This is a genomic window from Actinomadura sp. WMMA1423 (genome assembly GCF_006547145.1).
Lineage (GTDB): Bacteria > Actinomycetota > Actinomycetes > Streptosporangiales > Streptosporangiaceae > Spirillospora.
In genome coordinates, this window is record NZ_CP041244.1 from 3708393 (window position 1) to 3725253 (window position 16861).

The 16861-nt window shown below is 74.0% G+C and carries 14 protein-coding genes; 10 read left to right on the top strand and 4 right to left on the bottom strand.

All coding sequences use genetic code 11. The features are described from left to right. The first annotated feature begins 41 nt into the window (after nt 1–41). The 3 genes from FKD65_RS46260 to FKD65_RS17160 all read left to right on the top strand — a co-directional run bounded on the left by FKD65_RS46260 (nt 42) and on the right by FKD65_RS17160 (nt 3932). A complete protein-coding gene (locus FKD65_RS46260; RefSeq protein ID WP_141578443.1) occupies nt 42–1739 on the top strand; it encodes a sporulation protein in 1698 nt (565 codons plus the stop codon). Nucleotides 1740–2216: 477 nt separating this feature from the next. Further along, nucleotides 2217–2642 (top strand): VOC family protein, encoded by a 426-nt coding sequence (locus tag FKD65_RS17155; protein WP_205718858.1) that lies wholly within the window; start codon nt 2217–2219, stop codon nt 2640–2642. 408 nt (nt 2643–3050) lie between these two features. Further along, nucleotides 3051–3932: a hypothetical protein gene (locus FKD65_RS17160; protein WP_141578445.1), complete on the top strand. Its 882-nt coding sequence runs from the start codon at nt 3051–3053 to the stop codon at nt 3930–3932. Here FKD65_RS17160 and FKD65_RS17165 read toward each other — a convergent pair whose 3' ends face one another. The 3 genes from FKD65_RS17165 to FKD65_RS17175 all read right to left on the bottom strand — a co-directional run bounded on the left by FKD65_RS17165 (nt 3933) and on the right by FKD65_RS17175 (nt 8650). Further along, nucleotides 3933–5195 (bottom strand): hypothetical protein, encoded by a 1263-nt coding sequence (locus tag FKD65_RS17165; RefSeq protein ID WP_141578446.1) that lies wholly within the window; start codon nt 5193–5195, stop codon nt 3933–3935. It abuts the gene before it with no gap. A gap of 39 nt (nt 5196–5234) precedes the next feature. Then, the gene (locus tag FKD65_RS17170) at nt 5235–6107 is read right to left on the bottom strand and encodes a hypothetical protein (protein ID WP_240810191.1); all 873 of its coding nucleotides are present in this window, start codon (nt 6105–6107) and stop codon (nt 5235–5237) included. A 137-nt stretch (nt 6108–6244) separates the two neighbouring features. Further along, nucleotides 6245–8650, bottom strand: coding sequence for a SpoIIE family protein phosphatase (locus tag FKD65_RS17175; protein ID WP_141578447.1), 2406 nt, complete (start codon nt 8648–8650; stop codon nt 6245–6247). Between the two features lie 200 nt (nt 8651–8850). On the opposite strand from FKD65_RS17175, the gene FKD65_RS44940 reads away from it, so the two are divergent. From FKD65_RS44940 to FKD65_RS17210, 7 genes are all read left to right on the top strand, one after another. Then, nucleotides 8851–9570: a TetR/AcrR family transcriptional regulator gene (locus tag FKD65_RS44940; protein ID WP_141578448.1), complete on the top strand. Its 720-nt coding sequence runs from the start codon at nt 8851–8853 to the stop codon at nt 9568–9570. 467 nt (nt 9571–10037) lie between these two features. Next, nucleotides 10038–10637: a sigma-70 family RNA polymerase sigma factor gene (locus FKD65_RS17185; RefSeq protein WP_141578449.1), complete on the top strand. Its 600-nt coding sequence runs from the start codon at nt 10038–10040 to the stop codon at nt 10635–10637. 114 nt (nt 10638–10751) lie between these two features. Then, entirely contained in the window at nt 10752–11150 is a 399-nt protein-coding gene (locus FKD65_RS17190) for an SSI family serine proteinase inhibitor (protein ID WP_141578450.1), read from the top strand. 115 nt (nt 11151–11265) lie between these two features. Further along, nucleotides 11266–11688 (top strand): CBS domain-containing protein, encoded by a 423-nt coding sequence (locus FKD65_RS17195; RefSeq protein ID WP_141578451.1) that lies wholly within the window; start codon nt 11266–11268, stop codon nt 11686–11688. Between the two features lie 80 nt (nt 11689–11768). Continuing rightward, entirely contained in the window at nt 11769–12590 is an 822-nt protein-coding gene (locus FKD65_RS17200; RefSeq protein ID WP_240810192.1) for an ANTAR domain-containing response regulator, read from the top strand. Nucleotides 12591–12703: 113 nt separating this feature from the next. Continuing rightward, nucleotides 12704–14695 carry a SpoIIE family protein phosphatase gene (locus FKD65_RS17205; protein ID WP_141578452.1) on the top strand — a complete coding sequence of 664 codons (1992 nt, stop codon included), beginning with the start codon at nt 12704–12706 and terminating at the stop codon, nt 14693–14695. Nucleotides 14696–14747: 52 nt separating this feature from the next. After that, the gene (locus FKD65_RS17210) at nt 14748–15254 is read left to right on the top strand and encodes a DUF6328 family protein (protein WP_141578453.1); all 507 of its coding nucleotides are present in this window, start codon (nt 14748–14750) and stop codon (nt 15252–15254) included. Nucleotides 15255–15352: 98 nt separating this feature from the next. Here the strand turns inward: FKD65_RS17210 and proS are convergent, their stop codons facing one another. After that, complete coding sequence (gene proS, locus FKD65_RS17215) at nt 15353–16801, bottom strand: proline--tRNA ligase (RefSeq protein ID WP_240810193.1); 1449 nt, start codon at nt 16799–16801, stop codon at nt 15353–15355. Nucleotides 16802–16861: the final 60 nt, after the last annotated feature.

The window sequence follows — 16861 nt, forward strand, 5'->3', positions numbered from 1 at the left end:
CGCGGGGCGTATGGCCTCGCGGTGGGAGAGGGGAACAGCCGGTGTCCTATGGGCAGATGGCGGGCGGCGGGCCGTCCGTTGACACGATCCTGGCTGAGCCGAACTGCAAACCCGGCGGGGTCGTGGCGGGCAAGGTGCACCTGCGCGGCGGTGCCGGGCCCGCGGAGATCCGGCACGTGACGCTGGCGCTGATGCCGCGCATGCAGCACCACGGGGGTGAGACGGCGGGCCCCGAGGTCTACCGGGGAGCCCTCACGAGGGGCTTCCAGCTCGACGCCGGCGGGCAGCGGGACCTGGCGTTCTCCATTCCGCTGCCGTACGAGCTGCCGTTCACGACCGTCCTCGGACACGAGCTTCCCGGCTTCACCATCGGGATGTGCACCGAGATCGACGTCGCGGGGCAGCCCGACCCCGGCGACATCGATCCGATCTCGGTCGAGCCGCTGGAGTCCCAGCAGTGGGTCCTCGCCTCGGTCGCCCGGCTCGGCTTCCAGATCACGAACGTGACGTTCGAGTCGTCCAAGCTGCGGGGCGTCTCCCAGCAGCTGCCGTTCCACCAGGAGATCCACCTCAGCCCGCCGCGGTCCTTCCAGGGGCGGATCGACAAGGTCGGGCTGAGCTTCGTGGCCAGCCCGCGCGCCATGGCCTTCGTGCTGCGCGCCGAGGACCGCGAGACCCCGCGCGACGAGTCGTTCGGGGTCTTCCAGGTGGCGCACGGCGAGGCGGCCGAGACCGACTGGAACGCCAAGATCACCCGATGGCTGGAGGACGCGGCCGCGCTGCCGCGGTCGTCCCAGCCGGGCTCGGCGGCTCAGGGCGCCTCCATGGGGCAGGCGCCGCTGCCCCCGCCGGGCGGGCACTCGACGTTCCCGCCGCCACCGCCGTCCCCGGCACAGCCCGCAGCGTCCTACGGCGGGCCGGGCGAGTACGGGTCGCACGGGAACGCCCAGTTCCCGCCTCCAGCACCGGCTCCCGGGCAGCAACCGGCACCGATGGCCGGTCCTGGCCACGCGCCGAGCCCGTCCGGCATGCCCTCCGGGCCGGGCCACGGCTTCCCGCCGCCCGCGCATTCACCGATGCCCGGTCACGGGATGCCGTCACCCGCGCCCCACGCGGCCCCGCCACCGGCCCCGCACGGGATGCCCTCCCACGGGGCGCCGCCTCCCGCGCCAGCGCACGGGCCGTCCCACGCGGCACCGCCCCCAGCACCGCCGCACGGAATGCCATCCCACGGGGCACCGCCTCCCGCGCCGCCGCACGGGATGCCGCACGGGGCGCCGCCGCCCGCTCCGCCGGGCCCCGCGCCCTACCCGCCGCCGGCGCACGGCGGCCCGCCCCCACCCGCGCCGCCCGGCCCGGCGCCGTACCCCGTGCACGGGCACCCGCCGGCGCACGTCCACCACGCTCCGCCCGGCTACCACGGGCACCGCCACCTCGGCCACGGCGCCGCCGCGGCCGGGCTGGTCGGCGGCGCCGCCGCGGCGGGGATCGCGGGCGGCATGGCCCTCGGCGCCGTGGACGCGGCCGGATACGCGCAGAACGTCGCGGGCTACGTCGGCGGCGCTCCCGTGGACGCCTTCGGCAACGCCCTGGCCGGCTACGCGGGCAACGTGGCAGGCAACATGATCGCCGACGCGGCCGGCGGCGTGGCCGGAGACATCGCGGGCGACGTGGCAGGCGAACTCGCCGGCGGCGCCGCCGAAATCCTCGGCGGCCTCCTGGGCGGCCTCTTCGGCTGACCCCCAGCGACCACGACAAGGGGCACAACCGACAACATCGCCGACGACACCCCAGGCCACACCGCAGGCGAACCCGCCGACGGCATGGCCGAGGCCCACGGTCGCCCTGTGCGGCCTCTTCGGCCCACTCCCAGCGACCACGACCAGGGGCACGGCCGAAAACATCACGGGCGAAGTCCCATGCGAACTCCCCGGCGCCGCCGAGATCCTCGACGGCCTTCTAGGCGGTCTATTCGGCTGATCCCAGCGATCACGGCCAGGGGCACGGCCGACGACGTCAGGGCCCACGCCGCTGGAGGTCCCGCGGGAAGTGAGGGGCATTGTTCGGTGGTGGTGCTCGGCCTCGGTTCGGAGCGGGTCTTCGGGGTTCGTCGCGTTCCGGGTGTCGAGAAGGTGATGCCGGCTTCGTCCCAGATACGCCAGGGGCCCGGACGGGCCGTGCGAAGAAGAGGGAGAACCAGCATGGCGATTCAGCGGATGGACAACGTCGGCATCGTCGTCGACGACCTTGGGGCCGCAGTCGCGTTCTTCGTGGAACTCGGCATGGAGGTGGAGACCGAGGCCCAGATCGAAGGCCTGTGGGCGGACCGCACCGTCGGACTCGACGGCGTCCGGAGCGATATCGCGATGATGCGGACGCCGGACGGCCACGGCAAGCTGGAACTGACGAAGTACCGCAACCCCGCGGTGGTCGGCGGCGAGGCGAAGAACCCGCCGCCCAACACCCTGGGTCTGCATCGCGTCATGTTCGCCGTCGACGACATCGACGACGTCGTCGCGCGGTTGCGCGGCCACGGCGCCGAACTCCTCGGGGAGGTGGCGCGGTACGGGGACAGTTACCGGCTCTGCTACCTCCGCGGTCCCGAGGGGATCATCGTCGCGCTGGCGGAGCAGCTCGGCTGACGGCGCCCCGCGACCGGCCGGAGCCGCCTGCCGGACCGGGCGGAGCCGACCCGGCTCGGACGCCTCCGCCCGGGCGCGGTCGAGGGGCGGCCGGTGGGAGGGACATCGGCTCGGCTGAGCCAAGGGGGCGTCCCGGCCGATCCGGCCGGGGGTGGTCGCGATCACTCAAGGCTCCGGCGGTCTGATCAGCCGGTCCGCACGGGGCCATCAAAAGAGGGGCCGGGCCGGTGTGGGGCGGGGCCTTGGCGGTTCGGGGTCCTGGAGGCTGTTCGGGTGATCTCGGGGGGTAGCCGGAAGGACGGTGGGTAAAGGAAAAAGGGGCGTTTCGGACGGGATCCGCTGCGCACTCGGCCAACCCGGCCGGGGGTGGTTATCGTCGTGAGCGCAGCCTGCTTCCCGAGGAGTCACATGACCACCGTGATCCTGGTTCTGCTCTGCCTCGCGATCGCCGGACGCGAGCTCTACCTGGCGTCCGACAAACGGTTGCCGCAAGCCCAGGCCGAGTTGCGCAACCTGCGGAAACAGCTGAACGAGCTCGCACGGGACCACGACGTCCTCAAGCGGGTGGTGGACGAGGCGACCGAGCCGGTCGGGATCCCGATCCCGCCGCCGCAGGCCGAGGGGCCGCCCTCCGACGTCGTGGAGCGGCTGGAGTCGGTCACCGGCCGGGTGGAGCGGCTGGAGAAGCAGTTCGGCGACCTGTCCGACGAGCTGGTGGGCATCGACCTCGACCGCGATTCGCAGCGCGCGCTGGCGCGGACGCTCGACGCGGTGGAGCAGGACGTCCAGGAGCTGCACCGCGAGATGCTCGACCGGCTCGACCGGGAGGAGGGCGTGGTCACCGGGGCGCTGCTGAGCGAGGAGGGCGAGAGCGAGGCGCTGCTCGCGGAGGCCTACGAGCAGTGCGCCGCCGAGTGCGGGCTGCGCATCCGGCTGCGCGACCAGCGGTCGGCGCAGGCCACCGGCACCTACTGGGGCACCGTCTACCGGATGTCCGGGCGCCGGCCCGACGTCCTGGCCGAAGACCTGTTCTCCTACGTGCGCGGCCTGTTCGACCCGAAGGACGGCGCCGCGGTGACCGTGCTGCTCACCGAGCTGGCGTCGCTGCGGGGCGGCGGCGTCGCGCGGTTCGGCTCGTTCGTCGTGGTCAGCACGCAGAGCGCGGTGCTGTGCGGCGTGCTGCCGGACGAGGGCGAGCCGCCGACCGAGCCGTGGCGGCTCGTCGAGCACATCCGCGAGCTCCCGGCCGACCGGCAGCGCGACCTCACCTGGCTGCGCTCGGACGGCTGATCAGGGCCGGACGAATCGGGGTGCCCCGGCCGTCCGGTCCACCCTGAACGCCAGCAGGCACCGCGGGACCCGCGCCGCGTCGATCTGGAGGCACAGCCCGAGCCCGAGGTCCGGGTCGACGACGACCACGCGCCGCAGGGCCCGCAGCGCGCGCCGCGCCCGGATCCGCGTCTCCGGGCGGCCCGCCTCGCGCACCGTGCCGGTGACGACCCGGCCCGCGTAGCGCCAGAGCGCCACCGAGTCCAGCACGCGCACGCCCGCCGACGTCAGGTTCGCGACGATCACGACACCGCTGTCGTCGTCCTCGGACGGCGACGGGGCCGACAGCGGCCCGTCGCCCGGCAGGTCGCGCGGCGCCTGCGGCCCGCCGACCGCGCGGTGGTAGCGCAGCGGGTCGAGCGTGTCGATCACGAAGGCCCCCGCGTACGGGCGGGAGGCGCGCGGCGGGCGCGTCAGTCCGGGCATCGGCGCCCATGCCGCCCGCACGCCGAGGCGGGCGCTGAGGTCGAGCACGATGCCGGCCTCGTCCAACCACGCCGGCACTCCGAGCTTGGCCGCGGACGTCCGGTCGAGGGCGTCCATGGTCTGCCACAGCTCGTCGGTGCGGCGGGAGAGCGTCGAGGCCATCCCGAGACCGGGGAACGCGCTCTCCAGCACGGCCAGCGTCGCCCGCCACGTGGGGCTGCCCACGAACTCGGCCACGAACGCGTCCGCCATGGCCCTGCGCCGCTCGGGGTCGGACATGGGGCCGGGCTGCTGCGGCGGCTCCCACTGCGGCGCGGGGATGTCGGGGGCGGTCACCGAAGGCGGCTCGGCGGAGAGCCCCTTCCCCGGCAGGAACGGCTCGTCGTCACTTCGCGCGTGCCGCCCGGTGGGCGCGGGGCCGGTCTCCCGGGGCGTCCAGGACTCGCCCGTCGCCGGCTCGCCCGGGCTGAACCCTGGAGGCGTCTCGCGCGGCGCCCACAGCGGGTCCTCGTGGGCCGCGGGCGTCTCGGCGGGGGGCGGGGCCGGGGGCGGCATGTGGGGCGTCCAGGGCTCGTTCTCCGGCTCCGGCGGTGGCTGGACGGGAACCCAGTCCGACGGCGGCTCCGCCGGGGCCGGGTCCAGGGCCGGCTCGGAGGACGGCTCGGGGACGATGCCCTTGCCCGCCACGTGGACGTCCTCGGGGTACGGACCTGGGCGGGGTGCGGTCTCGGGGCCGGCCTCCTCGGGGCCGGAGTCTTCGGGCTGAGGGGTGCGACGGTCGCGCGGGCCGAATCTCACGATGACGATCCTGCGCCGAGATCAAGATCATCGGCAAGCTCATCCGGGACCGAAGAGCGTGGTGCACAGGGTCCGGAGGCGGTCCGGGCCGTCCTCGGCGGGCAGCACGGTGAGGACGGGGTCCGGGGACGGGTCGTGGCGCAGCCGGACCGGAACCTCGCGCCGCGCCGGCTCGTCGGCACCCTGAGCTGCGGCGATGTCACGCAGGCCGACCGAGACGATCTCGGGGATCTCGACGACGAGGGGCTGCTCGCCGGCGGGCAGCTCCTCCAGCCAGAGGTCCAGGACGTGGTGGGCGAGACCGTTCAGCAGGCGGCCCCAGGGCCCGAGGAGGCCCGGCGGGACGTTCTCCGTCTGGAGTTCGGGGAGCCCGAACCTGCCGAGCCCCTTGGTGGTGATGTAGGCGCCGTCCGGGCCGGTGGTGTGCGGAAGGAGCATCCAGTCGGTGAGCCGGACGGCGCCGTCCGGCCCCGGCAGGGAGCCGAACAGCCGGTCCCGCGTGAGGACCTGCGGCGTGAAGACGTCGACCACCGGGGCGGACGCGGCCGCCCCGACGGCGCCCGCGACGGCGCGGGCGGCCCACTCGTGCGCGGGCGGCCGCCCCGGACGGTACGCGGCGCGCACGGCGAGGACGTGCGCCGCGGCGGCGACGGCCTCCACGTAGGGCGCGGGCCCGCCGTACGCGGTGAGCAGGTCGGCGGGCAGCGGCGGGAAGTCGGCCGCCGGGCGCTGGTCGAGGGTGAGCATGGGGCTGCCGAGCATGCCGAGGACGAGGTCGCGCAAGGGCGGTGAGGTGCGCCGCGCCACCTCCTCGCGGGCGAGCTCCGCCGGGTCGGGGATCGGATCGGCGAGCGCCACGGCGTAGGTGCCGTAGAGCGTCTCCGGGACCGGCAGCGTCAGCTTCTCACCCAAATCGTCCCCCGGTGGGCCTCGACGAACGGCGACCCTTCGATCAGAACGAAGCGGGCGTTGGAAAGTATCTGGCGCGAACGAGACAGTTACCTCCCAAAGCCGCGAGCCACCCCACGACCACGCCCCCGACCGTGCCTTCAGCGGGAGGGGACGCGTTGCTCGAACCAGACGACCTTGCCTCCCTCGGTGCGGTGGGTGCCCCAGCGGGTAGCCAGGTGGCCGACGAGCTGGAGGCCCCGTCCGGACTCGTCGGTGGCGTCGGAGTGCCGCAGATGGGGCAGGTCGGCGCCGTCGTCGTGCACCTCGCAGAGCAGCGTGCGGCCCTTGATCAGGCGGAGGCCGACCGAGCCGGCGCCGTGGACGAGCGCGTTGGTGACGAGCTCGCTGACGAGCAGCCGCGCGGTGTCGGCGAGGTCGTGCAGGCCCCAGCCGTCGAGGCGGACGCCGACCTGCGCGCGGATCCACGGGACGCTGCCGGGCACGGGTTCGAGCTCCCAGGTGACGACGTCGTCGAGGGGGATGCCGTCGAACCCGACCGCGACGATGGCGATGTCGTCGGCGGGGGTGGGCGCGGCGAGGCCGTCGAGCAGGTGGTCGCAGGTGCGGTCGAGGTCGCCGGGCGCCTCGGCGAGCCGGGCGCGCAGCTCCTCCAGCCCGGTGTCGATGTCGCGGTCGCGGCGTTCCAGGAGGCCGTCGGTGCACAGCACGAGCCGGGACCCGTCGTCGACCTTGAACTCCGTCGTCTCGAACGGCTCGCCCCCGACCCCGATGGGCACGCCCGGCGGGACGGGCAGCACGCGGCTCTCCCCGTCCGCCGCGACGAGGACGGGCGGGACGTGCCCGGCGCTCGCGACCGTGCACCGCCGCTCGACCGGGTCGTAGACGGCGAACAGGCAGGTGGCGAGGTAGTCCTCGCCGAGCCGGCGGGCGAGGCCGTCGAGCTGGCGCAGCACCCGGTCGGGCCGCATGTCCTCGGCGGCGAGGGTGCGGACGGCGGTGCGCAGCTGGCCCATGATCGCGGCCGAGGTGAGGCCGTGCCCCATCACGTCGCCGACGACGAGGCCGAGCCGGCAGCCGGGCAGCGGGATGGCGTCGAACCAGTCACCGCCGACCTGGGCCGCCTGCTCGGCGGGCCGGTAGCGGTAGCGGACGCGCGCCCCGGCGACGTCGGGCGGGTCGTCGGGGAGCATGCTGCGCTGCAGCTCCTCGGCGACCTGGACCTCGCGCCGGTACAGCCGCCCGTTGTCGACGCAGAGCGCCGCGCGCCGGGCCAGCTCGTCGACCATGGCGAGGTCGAGCTCGTCGAACCCGTGCCGGTCGGGCTTGCGGAGCAGCATGAACGTGCCGAGCACGCGGCCCCTCGCGATCAGCGGGGCGACCAGCAGCGCGCGGCCGGCGAACAGGGGCCGCGAGCCGCCGGCGCCGAACGCGGCGGCGAGCCGGGCGGCCTGCCCGTCGTCCACGCGCGGGATGTGCACGGGCCGCCCGGTGCGCATGGCCTGGACGGACGGGGTGCAGGGCGGCAGGGAGAGCGGCTCGTCCTCGGGGACGGCGTCGTCCCAGCGGCCGGGCTCGTCGTTGTGGGCGACGGCGACGCGGCGCATCGGCGTGTTCTCGTCGACCTCGTCCGCGGGCGGCGCGGAGTCGGTGACGACGCTTTCGAGCAGCTCGACGGCGGCGAGGTCGGCGAGCCGCGGCACGAGGACCTCGGCGAGCGTCCGGGCGGCCTGGAGGTGGTCGAGCGAGCTGCCGATCTGCTCGCCGGCGGCGCCGAGGAAGGCGAGCGGCTCCAGCGCGTGGGGGAAGCCCCGCCGGGCGCGCGGCGGGAGGGCCCCCGGCGTGCGCGGCGCCGGACGGGGCAGGGGGACCGTCGGCGCGGCGGCGGGGGCGGCCCTGGTCTGCGGGACGATGGGCAGCCGGAGGGTGAGGCCCAGCGACACCGCCGGGCAGCCGAGGGCGAGCACCTGGGAGGCGATCGTCCCGAAAGCGGCGGGGTCGAGCGCGGGCAGGAGTTCGGCGAGGCGGTCGGCGAACGGGGCGGCGAACGGGTCGGGCCCGTCGGGCGAGGGGCCCGCGAGGGTGGGCTCGACCCGCAGCAGCCGGACGGTGGCCGGGCGGCGCGCGGCGCCGTCGGACGGGCCGGGCCCGCCGGGCGGTGCGAGCAGCAGGTCGCCGACCGTGATGCCGGGCCCGTCGCGGCGGAGCCTGCGCAGGTCGGCGGCCAGCGCGAGGACCCTGACGCCGTCGTCGCCGGGGGCCCCGTCGATGGGGTAGATCCACCAGCCGACCTCGGCCGGCTCCCCGGTGTCGGCGCGCGGCAGGGTGCAGGCGCCGCACCAGACGTGCCCGAAGGCCTCCGGCTCGAAGGCGCCGCGGTGCTCCCGGGGCAGCCGGAGCAGGTCGGCGGGCGGGCGGCCCATGGCCTGCGGCCGCGCGGCGCCGAACAGGTCGGCGGCGGTGTCGTCCCAGTGGCTGATGCGGCCGCGGTCGTTCACCATGACGGCCGTCATCCTGGTGACGCCCAGCAGATCCGCGATGACCATGCGGTCCCCCTCCCCCGAGCGGACGCCGGCCGAAGGCCGCTCCGGCAACACGCGGTAAGGGCGAAGCTACATGCTGTGAGTGCGGTTCGCTCGGGATCCGCGGAATACCTCCGGGTGAGTGCTCACTCACCGCGTCCGGCCCGTGCTAACGTCCACCGGGAAGGCGAGGTGGGGCGGGGTTGGCGGCACGGACGGGGCCCATGCGGGAGCGGATCCTCGCGGCGGCGGTCACGGTGATCCGGGAGCGCGGGATCGTGGCCGCGACCACCAAGGAGATCGCGCGCACCGCGGGCGTGTCCGAAGGCAGCCTCTACAACCACTTCGCGAACAAGACGGCGCTGTTCGCGGCGGCCTTGGCCGAGGTGACCGGGACGGCGCGCACCGCGATGACGGGGCTGCTCGGGTCCGTCGGGCGGAACACGGTCGAGGAAAACCTCACCCGCCTGGCGACGGAGATGGTCCGCTTCTATGGCGAGCTGCTGCCGATGACCGGGCCCGTCCTGGCCGATCCGGAGCTGATCGCCTGGCTGCGGGACAACGGCCCCGTGAAGGCGCAGGAGGCCGCCGCCAAGACGCGCGCGCGGACCGCGGGCGGCCAGAGCGGGGAGCCTCCGCTTCCCGGAGCTCCCGGCGGCCCTCCCGCGGGGCCGCCCGGCGGGCCTGCGGCCGGTCCGGTGATGGGCCATACCGCCCTCAACGGGTATCTGGAGGCCGAGCAGAAGGCCGGGCGGGTGGCCGGCGGCGCGCCCCTGCCGTTCATCACCGCCGCCCTGCTCGGAGGCTGCCAGCAGCACGCGTTCCTGACCCGGCTGGCGGGCCCCGGGGCAGTGGCGGCGGGTGCCGGGCTCCCGGCGGCGCCCGACGAGTTCGCCGCCGCGCTGGTCCGGGCCGTCCTGGCAGGGCACCTCACCACCTCCTGACCAGAAGCGGGCATAGCGCTCTACCGCCCTGTTGCCCCTCTTTACCGCGACCGGGTGACCGCGCGGCCCCGGCGGCGGGCCCGATGGCGAGGGTCGCGGCCTATACCCGGTGATCAGACCGGTTCGGCCCACAGAGTGCCCGGTGTGATGGACGCCACGTATGTCGTGGCAACCATTTGGCCCGTTCCATGCGTCTTACATGGCAGGAAGACCCACCGGCGGATGGGAAGCGCCCGACGGGCACGCCCGCGACGTCCCTGCAACGGGGTCGCTCTGGCATCGCCGCAGCGCGCCGAACCCTCGGTCCACCCTCCATGCGAGGCCGAGGCATCACCGAACCCGCCGGGAACGGTGGCACGTACCACTTGACGGGGGGCGGCAAGTCCGCCCGGTCCGCGCGTGCCCCCGACCACGCGCAATGCAACCGGCCCCATTCTTCATCCGGGGCACTACCACGGGGAGCGACGATGACCGCTGTCACCACGCCCGTCCACCGCACCGCCAAGGGCGACAACGGCCGCGACGCCGACACGCGCACGCACCGCTACGAGCGCGACGTCCTGCCGCTCGCAGACCCGCTGTACGCCAGCGCCGTCCGCATGACGCGCAACAGCGCCGACGCCGAGGACCTCGTCCAGGAGACCCTGGCCAAGGCCTACGTGAACTTCCACCAGTTCCAGGAAGGCACGAACCTCAAGGCGTGGCTGCACCGCATCCTCACCAACAACTTCATCAACACCTACCGCAAGAAGCAGCGCGAGCCCCAGCGCGCCGGCTCCGAGGAGTTGGAGGAGTGGCAGATCGCGCAGGCCGAGTCGCTCTCGTCCGGCTTCCGGTCCGCCGAGTCCGAGGCCCTCGACCGCATCCCCGACTCGCAGGTCGTCGCCGCCCTGCGCGCCCTCCCCAAGGACTTCCGGGACGCCGTCTACCTCGCCGACGTCGAGGGATACCCCTACAAGGAGATCGCCGACATGATGGGCACCCCCATCGGCACCGTCATGTCCCGCCTCCACCGCGGCCGCAAGCAGCTCCGCGCCTCCCTCTCCGACCACGTCCTGGCGGCGTAGTTTCCGTGACGACCCCGCGACTGCCCTCTGGCCGCGGGGTTGTTCATTTTCCTGCACGATCTGTCATTGGCCGGATACTGTCAGCGACGACCCTTGGAATGTCGGGAGTCGCGTATGCCGAACCATGCCACCGCGGTCGTCGTCGGGGCGGTGATCGCTTTGATGCCCGCCGCGCATTCCGGGCACGAAAAGGCGTCTTCCGGGCACGAGAGGACGTCGTTGCGGCTTTCCGTCACACATCCGGGCGAGAACACGTCAGGATCCCGGGCCGTCACGCTGCGTTGCGATCCGCCCGGGGGCGGGCACCCCGAGGCGGCGCGGGCGTGCCTGGAGTTGGGCGGGTCCGGCGGGCGGTTCGAGCACGACCCCGACGGCCGGATGTGCACCGCCGTCCACTCCCCCGTCATCGCCCGCGCCGAGGGCCGGTGGAAGGGCAGGCCCGCGCGCTTCCGGGCCGAGTACGGCAACGACTGCGTCATGGGGTCGCGCACGGGAACGGTCTTCGCGTTCTGATCGCCGCAGGTGGGCGACCGTTTCCCGAACCGTCCGAATAGGGGCGCCGACCTTGGGTAAGGCGCGCACACACGGGCCACGCGAGCCGTTGGCGATTCGGGAGGATGTGCGCGCCATGTCATCAAGGGTCAGAGAGGTGATGACGGCGGCGCCGCAGTCGTTGCCGCTCGACGCGACGCTCTACGAGGCGGCTCGCATCATGCGGGACCAGGGCATCGGAGACGTGCTGGTCACCTACGCCGGACGGCTGTGCGGGCTGGTGACCGACCGTGACATCGTGGTCCGCGCGGTGGCGGAGAGCCGCGACACCTCGCTCACCCCGCTCGGCGACGTGTGCACCGCCGAGCTGGCGACCGTCCATCCCGAGGACGACACCGACACGGTGGCGCGGCTGATGAGCGAGCACGCCGTCCGGCGCCTCCCGGTCGTGGACGCCGAACACCACCCGGTCGGCATCGTGTGCATCGGAGACCTGGCCCTCGCGAACGGGGACGGCGGCCCCCTTCCCGAGATCAGCAAGGCGCCCCCGAACAACTGACGCACCTCCGCGGAGCGCCGGGGCGGCGTGACCTGGCAGGGCCCGCCTGCGCATCCCCCCGGGCAGGCTAATCTCGAAGCGTGACGCCCACCGAAACGGTCCTCACGGACCAGCTCGCGCTGGAGATCGCCCGCCTGGGCATGGTCGGGGAGTCCTCCGACGTGGGCACCCTGCACCGGGTGACCGAGCTCGCGTCGCGGGCCGTGCCCGGATGCGCGGGCGCCGCGAGCGTGCGCTGGGCGCTGCCGAGCACCCGGGGCGCCGCGGCACGACCGAACGCCGACCGGGCGGGCCGCATCGCGGACATGTCCGTCCAGGGCGCCGCACCCGGCTCCGCCGCGGCGCCGGAGGAGACCCGGCCGGAGCCGCTGGCCGCCGCGGCCAGCCATCCCGACCTCGCCGAGGTGACCGACCGGCAGCTGGCCCGCGGTCGCGGGCCGCTCTTCGACGTGGTGGCCGACCAGATGCCGCTGACCTCGGACGACATCCTCGCCGAGACCCGCTGGCCCGAGGCCATGTCGGACATGCTGCGCCGCGGGGTGCGCTGCTTCACCACCACCCCGCACCTGAACCCGCCCGTCCTCGTCACGCTCACCCTGTACGGGGTGACGCCGAAGTCCCTCGGCCACGGGCGGCACGCGATCGCGTCGCTGCTGGTGGCGCAGGGCACCGCGGCCGTCTCCAACAGCCAGCAGTACGACGACGTGCACCGCACGGCCGTCCAGCTCCAGGCCGCCGTCGAGGCGCGCGCCGTCGTCGACCAGGCCAAGGGGATCCTCATGCACGCGCTCGGCTGCGATGCCGACGAGGCGTTCGCGGAGATGCGCCGGATCTCGCAGACCCGCCACGTTAAGCTCACCGCTCTCGCCCAGCGTATCGTCGGACACCAGGGCCTGCCCTAGGTGCCGGCGAGACGCATAGGCTGCGCCCAGCGGCCCCGTAGACCGGCGTCCGGCCCGGCAGGGGCGGGAGCCGTCCTGGTTCCACCGTGGTGACGCGGACGAAAGGAGACCAGATGCACGATCAGCCCGACCAGCTCGAACCCGAGTCCCTGCTGCGGGAGGTCTCGGACCTCGAAGGCCGCATCGGCGAGCTGCGCCAGGCCGCCGGCGTGCCCGAGCCCGACCTGCGCGCCACGCTGGACGCGGCGCTGGTCGAGCTCGAGCTGGCGCTGACCGTGCTGCGCACGATGGGCGGCGAGCAGTCCGGCGAGTCGGGCGGGTCGGCCGCCGCCGAGAACGAGCGGCGGGTCCTGCGCACGGTCTTCCAGGACGCCCCGGTCCCGCTGTTCCTGCTCGACCGGACGACGAACGTCCGCCGCGTCAACAGGCAGGCCGCCGAGCTGCTCGGCACGTCGTCGGGCTACGTGTCGGGCAAGCAGTTCACGGCGTTCTGCGACATGGCGACCCGGGCGGCCGTCCGGTCGCAGCTCGCGGCGGCGATCCGGACGGGACGGCGGCGCCGCGTCGGCGTCCGGTTCCTCGGTCGCGACCACCCGATCGACGCCGTGCTGACCTTCGCGCGGGTGTGGATCCGAGGTGAGCCCGACCCGATGATCGTGGTGGCCGCCGGGCCGACGACCACGCGCGCCGACGACGGCGCCGGCGGGGCGCCCGCGTCCAAGGGGCAGGCCGCGGGCACGGGGCGGGCCCGGCCCGCCGACGGCGGTCCGAACGACGACGAGGCCGTGGCCACGATCGTGCACCGGATGGACGTCCTCGCCACCGCCAGCGAACTGCTGCTCGACGAGCCGGTCTTCAACGAGACGGTGGCCGTGCGCCGCTGCGCCCGGCTGCTGGCGGCGGAGCTGGCCGACTGGGCGTTCATCGACCTGACCGCCCCCGCCGGCGGCAACCCGTCCGCGGCGGCGCAGGGCGGCGCGACGAGGGCGGGCGCGGCGCCCGCGCTGCGCCGCCAGGTCGTGATGGGCCCGGAGGACGAGCGGTCCGTCGAGGCCGCGCGGATGCTGGAGGAGGTCGACCCCGCCGAGGACACCCTCCCCCACAACGTCTTCGTCACCCGGCAGAGCGCGCTGCGCCCCCACGTGGAGAACCTCGACGTGCTCGGCATGTGCCCGGACGGGCTGCCGGTCTGCGGCAAGATCGGCGTGACGTCGGTGCTCAGCGTCCCCATCGAGGACGGCGACCGCGCCATCGGCACGATCACCCTGGCGGCCAGCGGCGAGTACGGCCCGTTCGACCTCATGGACCTCGGCGTCGTGCAGCGGCTCGGCCGCTACCTGGCCCTGGTGATCCGGGCCGCGCGCCTCTACAGGCGCCGCGCGGAGGTCGCGGACACGCTCCAGGCCGGGCTGCTGCCGAAGTCGCTCCCCGCCATCCCGGGGGTGAGCGTTGCCGCGCGGTACCTGACGTCCACGCACGGCGCGGAGGTGGGCGGCGACTTCTACGACGTCTTCCGCACCGAGAACGGGTGGGGGCTGGTCCTCGGCGACGTGTGCGGCAAGGGCGAGGACGCGGCGGCCGTGACGGCGACGGCCCGGCACTGCGTCCGGCTCGCTTCGCGGTGGAAGGCCCGTCCCGCCGACGTGCTCGGGATCGTGAACGAGGCCCTGCTGGACGAGGACCGGTTCGTCACGGCCGTGATGGCGAGCCTGACGCTGGAGACCGAGCGGATCATCGTGTCGCTCGGCACCGCGGGCCACCCGCCCGCGATCATCGTCCGTGCCGACGGGGTGATCAGGTCGGCGTCGCGCGGCGGCGTCCCGCTCGGCCTGTTCGAGGACTTCGAGGCCGGCCTCGACACGATCGACCTGTCCGTCGGCGACACGCTGATCCTGCATTCGGACGGGGTCCTGGAGGCGTGCGACATGACGCGGCAGGAGTTCGGCCAGGAGCGCCTGCTGGAGGCGCTCGCCGGGCACGCGGGGAAGCCGCCGGAGGAGATGCTCGCGGGCGTGGAGCGGGCGCTGCTCGACTACTGCGACAGCGACCTGCGCGACGACGTGTCGATGCTCGCACTGCGGGTGGAGCCGCCCACGCTCGACTAGAACGTTTCAAGCCGGGCGACTGATGGGCGTTTTGCCGGGGTAAACGGCATCCATGAGCGACGACCCCTCAGACAAGCCCCGCAACGAGACGGAGCACGAGCGCCTGGACCGGCAGCTGATGGAGCTGCTCCAGGGCTTCCGGGTGGCGACCACCGGAGTGCAGGTGCTGTTCGCGTTCCTGCTGACCGTCCCGTTCTCGGCGGGCTTCGACGCCAAGGTCAGCGACACGGGCCGGGCGCTGTTCTACATCGCGCTGTTCGGGGCGGGGCTCGCGTCCGTCTGCTTCATCGCCCCCGTCATCCAGCACCGGATCCTGTTCCGGCTCGGGCAGAAGGCGCTGCTGATCCGGCGCGCCAACCGGTTCGGGATCGCCGGGGCCTTCGCGCTGGGCGTCTCGATGACCGCGGCGACCACCCTGGTCGTCCAGGCGCTGTCGGACGAGGCGGCCGCCACCGCCGCCACGGTCGCGGTCGCCGTGCTCCTCGGCGGCTGGGCATGGTTCCTCCAGCCGTTCCTGACGAGGCTGCGCGCGGAGCGCCGCGCACCGAAGGAGGCCTGACCCGCCGCCGGTCGGACGAGCTCGGTCACTGGGGCCCCGCCACGAGCGCCGGGCGGGCCCGTCCATGACGGGCCCGCCCGGGGCGGTCGGAGGCGTCCTCAGTAGGCGCGGCCGAAGATGACGCGCTTGCCGTAGGCGGACGGGCGGCCGCACTTCACGCAGACGCCGGTCTCCTCGGGCGCGTCGGCCGGGATCACGCGGGGGGTGGCGGCGGTCTCGGCCTTGATGTCGTCCTCGCAGGCGGTCTCGCCGCAGTGGAACGCGCGGGCCCAGCCGGTGGCGACCTGCGCGGCGAACGCGTCCCAGTCGTCCACCGAGGCGGTGTTGTCCTCGCGGAACTTCTCGGCCCTGGCGAGCAGGAACGTCTGGAAGTCGGCGAGCATCCCGGGCAGCACCTCGGGCACCTTGTCGAGCGGGATCTGCTCCTTGCCCTGCCCCTCGACGGTCGGGAGCCGCCGGACGACGGTGGCGACGCCGCCCTCGATGTCGCGCTTGCCGAGCTCGATGCGGACCGGGACGCCGCGCATCTCCCACTCGTTGAACTTGAAGCCGGGCGACAGCTGCGGCCGGTTGTCGTCGACGTGCACCCGGATGCCCATCGACTTGATCGCGGCGCCGAGCCGGCGGGCGTGCTCGGCGGCCTGCTCGCCCTGCTCCTTGCGCCCGATCGGCACGATGACGACCTGGTAGGGCGCGAGGCGCGGCGGCATCACCAGGCCCTTGTCGTCGCCGTGCGTCATGATCACACCGCCGATCATGCGGGTGCTCATGCCCCAGGACGTGGTGTGGGCGAGGGTGAGCTTGCCCTCCTCGTCCTGATACTGGATCTCGAACGCCTTGGCGAAGTTGGTGCCGAGGTAGTGGGACGTGCCGGCCTGCAGGGCCCGGCCGTCGCGCATCATGGCCTCGATCGTGTAGGTGCGGACGGCGCCCGCGAACCGCTCGCCGGGCGTCTTCTCCCCCGCCACCACGGGGATCGCCGCCAGGTCACGCGCCACGCTCGCGTAGGCGTCGAGCGCCCACATCGTCTCGCGCATCGCGTCGTCCTCGTCGATGTGCGCGGTGTGGCCCTCCTGCCAGAGGAACTCGGTGGTCCGCAGGAACATCCGGGGGCGCATCTCCCAGCGGACGACGTTCGCCCACTGGTTCAGCAGCAGCGGCAGGTCGCGGTGCGAGTCGATCCACTTGGCCATGTACTCGCCGATGACCGTCTCGGAGGTCGGCCGCACGACGAGCGGCTCCTCGAGGTCCTTGCCGCCGGCGTGCGTGACGACCGCCAGCTCCGGGGAGAAGCCCTCGACGTGCTCGGCCTCGCGCTTGAGGTAGGACTCCGGGATGAACATCGGGAAGCAGGCGTTGTCGTGCCCCGCCTCCTTGATGCGCCGGTCCAGGTCGGCCTGGAGCAGCTCCCACACCCGGTAACCGTACGGGCGGATGACCATCGTGCCGCGAACCGGTCCGCGGTCGACGAGCTGGGCCTGCACCACCAGCTCGTTGTACCAGGCGGAGAAATCCTCGCTCTGCGGCGTCACACCTTCTCGACTCACGGCCCCAAGGGTACTGACCATCCACGTTGGTCAGGGCACCTTAACCACCCTCGCGCGATC

Excerpts from the sequence above, each read along its gene's own strand:
- FKD65_RS17190 (WP_141578450.1), top strand. The coding sequence starts at position 10,752 with ATGCCGAACCATGCCACCGCGGTCGTCGTCGGGGCGGTGATCGCTTTG.
- FKD65_RS17155 (WP_205718858.1), top strand. The coding sequence starts at position 2,217 with ATGGACAACGTCGGCATCGTCGTCGACGACCTTGGGGCCGCAGTCGCG.
- FKD65_RS44940 (WP_141578448.1), top strand. The coding sequence starts at position 8,851 with ATGCGGGAGCGGATCCTCGCGGCGGCGGTCACGGTGATCCGGGAGCGC.
- FKD65_RS17175 (WP_141578447.1), bottom strand. The coding sequence starts at position 8,650 with ATGGTCATCGCGGATCTGCTGGGCGTCACCAGGATGACGGCCGTCATG.
- FKD65_RS17205 (WP_141578452.1), top strand. The coding sequence starts at position 12,704 with ATGCACGATCAGCCCGACCAGCTCGAACCCGAGTCCCTGCTGCGGGAG.
- FKD65_RS17185 (WP_141578449.1), top strand. The coding sequence starts at position 10,038 with ATGACCGCTGTCACCACGCCCGTCCACCGCACCGCCAAGGGCGACAAC.
- FKD65_RS17195 (WP_141578451.1), top strand. The coding sequence starts at position 11,266 with ATGTCATCAAGGGTCAGAGAGGTGATGACGGCGGCGCCGCAGTCGTTG.
- FKD65_RS17160 (WP_141578445.1), top strand. The coding sequence starts at position 3,051 with ATGACCACCGTGATCCTGGTTCTGCTCTGCCTCGCGATCGCCGGACGC.
- FKD65_RS17210 (WP_141578453.1), top strand. The coding sequence starts at position 14,748 with ATGAGCGACGACCCCTCAGACAAGCCCCGCAACGAGACGGAGCACGAG.